This is a genomic window from Stieleria sp., assembly GCF_041595215.1.
Taxonomy (GTDB): domain Bacteria; phylum Planctomycetota; class Planctomycetia; order Pirellulales; family Pirellulaceae; genus Stieleria; species Stieleria magnilauensis.
Genome location: NZ_JBFHKV010001176.1, coordinates 1 through 2,493, shown reverse-complemented (window position 1 = coordinate 2,493; position 2,493 = coordinate 1). Strand labels below are relative to the sequence as shown.

Annotated in this window: 2 protein-coding genes; one reads left to right on the top strand and one right to left on the bottom strand. The window is 60.2% G+C overall.

The window, feature by feature from the left end; all coding sequences use genetic code 11:
- Window positions 1-307: 307 nt before the first annotated feature.
- Complete coding sequence (gene msrA / locus ABX749_RS29395; protein ID WP_372899175.1) at window positions 308-817, bottom strand: peptide-methionine (S)-S-oxide reductase MsrA; 510 nt, start codon at window positions 815-817, stop codon at window positions 308-310.
- Window positions 818-994: 177 nt separating this feature from the next.
- Here msrA and ABX749_RS29390 point away from each other — a divergent pair.
- A partial coding sequence (locus ABX749_RS29390; RefSeq protein ID WP_372899174.1) for a DUF1587 domain-containing protein occupies window positions 995-2,493 on the top strand: 1,499 nt, incomplete at its 3' end.

Sequence of the window (2,493 nt, the reverse complement as noted above, 5' to 3'; positions counted from 1 at the left end):
GCGAGCCGTCCGGTGCCGCCACAGGGCGTCGCGGGAGACCGGAGGGCTTGCGCCCTGCCGCTAACAACCGAGCGGAGTGTCATGGTAGCGGAACGGCGCGAGCCGTCCGGTGCCGCCACAGGGCGGCGCGCCAGACCGGAGGGCTTGCGCCCTGCCGCTAATAACCGATCGGAGTGTCATGGTAGCGGAACGGCGCGAGCCGTCCGGTGCCGCCACAGGGTGTCGCGCGCAGACCGGAGGGCTTGCGCCCTGCCGCTAACAACCGAGCCGAACGTCTTGCCAAACCGTGTGGTCGTGCGGCAACCCATCACGAATTCGCTTCGGTCTTTTTCGGTAACACCCAGTCGGGGCGGATGAAGTGACAGGTGTATCCGCCTGGATTGCGCAGCAGGTAGTCTTGGTGTTCCGGTTCCGCTTCCCAGAAGTCACCGGCGGGTTCGACTTCTGTAACGACTTCGCCCGGCCAAATCCCCGACGCGTTGACTTCTTGGATCGTTTCCAAGGCCGTGCGTTGTTGTTCGTCGTTGGTAAAGTAAATCGCGGAGCGATAGGACATGCCGCGGTCGTTGCCTTGCCGGTTCAACGTGGTCGGGTCATGGACCTGGAAAAAAAATTCCAGAAGCTTTCGAAAACTCGTTTCGCTGGGGTCGAAAATCACTTCGATTGCTTCGGCGTGTGTGCCGTGGTTTCGGTAGGTGGCGTTGTCGACGTCCCCGCCGGTGTAGCCGCATCGCGTCGACACGACACCGGGTTGTTTGCGAAACAGATCTTCCATGCCCCAAAAGCATCCGCCTGCTAAAACCGCTCGTTCTGTCATCGTCATGGCTCCCTTTTTCGTGGACGACAATAAGCGTCCGATTGATCACATCTCGGTCTCGACATCGGTCCTGACGCCGAGGGCACCGCCTATGCATCGATTATATCGGGCCAGAACAGTGCACATGGGACCAAAATCGGGTATTGGAGAACCGCTATCGGGTGGTAAAATCAGGGAATGAATACTCCCGCCTCCCCGTGCGTCCGCATGGGTTTGCTGCTGGCATTGAGCCTGGCAGCCGCTGCCAGCCTGATCGCCGCCGATCCCAACCTTCCGACTGACGCTCCGCATGCCGCGCGAACCGAATTCGTTCAGCAGTACTGCGTGGATTGTCACGATGGGTACACGCAAGAAGGCGATCTGAATCTGGCCGAACTGGAGTTCCAACCCGCCGACGCGTCCAATCTGCGACGCTGGGTGACGATTTTTGACCGGGTTCAATCCGGCGAAATGCCTCCCCAAGACGCAGAGGTTCCCGACCAACAGCCGCGGGAAGATTTTTTGGCCGCCATCGCCGCGCCGATTCATCAAACGCTACAGCAACAAACGCGGGCGCTCGGACGGGTGCGTTCGCGGCGGCTGAATCGAATCGAATACGAAAACACGATGCAAGACCTGCTCGGCATCGATATTCCGCTACAAGAGTTTCTCCCTGAGGACACGTATCACGACGGTTTTGCCACCGTTGCTCAGGCGCAACAGATCTCACTTCATTTGATGGAGAAGTACCTCGACGCCGCCGACGCATCGCTCGACGAAGCATTCCGCCGTGCCTTGGACGGGGATGCGAAGCCGTTCCGCCACACCTACACCAGTGCGGAATTGGGGCGTCAAGTCGGACAACGTGACCCTTGGCATGTCGGCGACAAAACGATTGCCTGGTCGGCCACCCAGATCTACCACGGACGTGTTCCGGAAACGGAAGTCCGCCGCACCGGATGGTATCGGATCACGCTTCATGATGCTCACGCGGTGAACATCCAACCGGGCGAAGGCGTCTGGTGCACCGTCCGAACCGGCGTCGGCTTTGCCCACGCGCCGATGATGTTCTTGGCCGGTATCTTCCGTGCCGATGAACAGCCCCGCGACCAAACCTTCGAGGCGTGGATCCGCAAAGGGCATCTGATCGAGGCACGCCCCTCGGACCATACGATCGAACGCGTGCGTGGCACGGGGCTGAACAATTACCGAGGGAGCGCCCGCGACAAACGCCCGCTGCCCAAGGTACCGGGACTAGCGTATTCATCGATCACGATGGAATCGATTCACAAGGCACCGCCGCGCGAACAGGTGGCCCAATTGCTGTTCGGTGAGACACCGATCGATCAGAACCTGTCGCGTGACGAAATCGCCGCGTTGATGAAGCGGTTCGCGACGCGGGCCTTTCGCCGTCCGCTGACCGATCAAACGCTCTTGTCCTACTTGGCGTTGGTCGACGAGGACTTGGCGGCGGGGATCGGGCCTCGGGAAGCACTGAAACGCGGCTACCGCACGATCCTTTGTTCACCCCGTTTCCTATTTCTCACCGAAACACCCGGCGAACTCGATGACCATGCGGTTGCTTCGCGATTGAGTTATTTCTTGTGGTCGACGATGCCCGACCAGACGCTGATGGCGGCGGCCGATGCCGGTGAATTGACCCACCCGGAAACCCGTCGTCATCATGTCCAACGCAT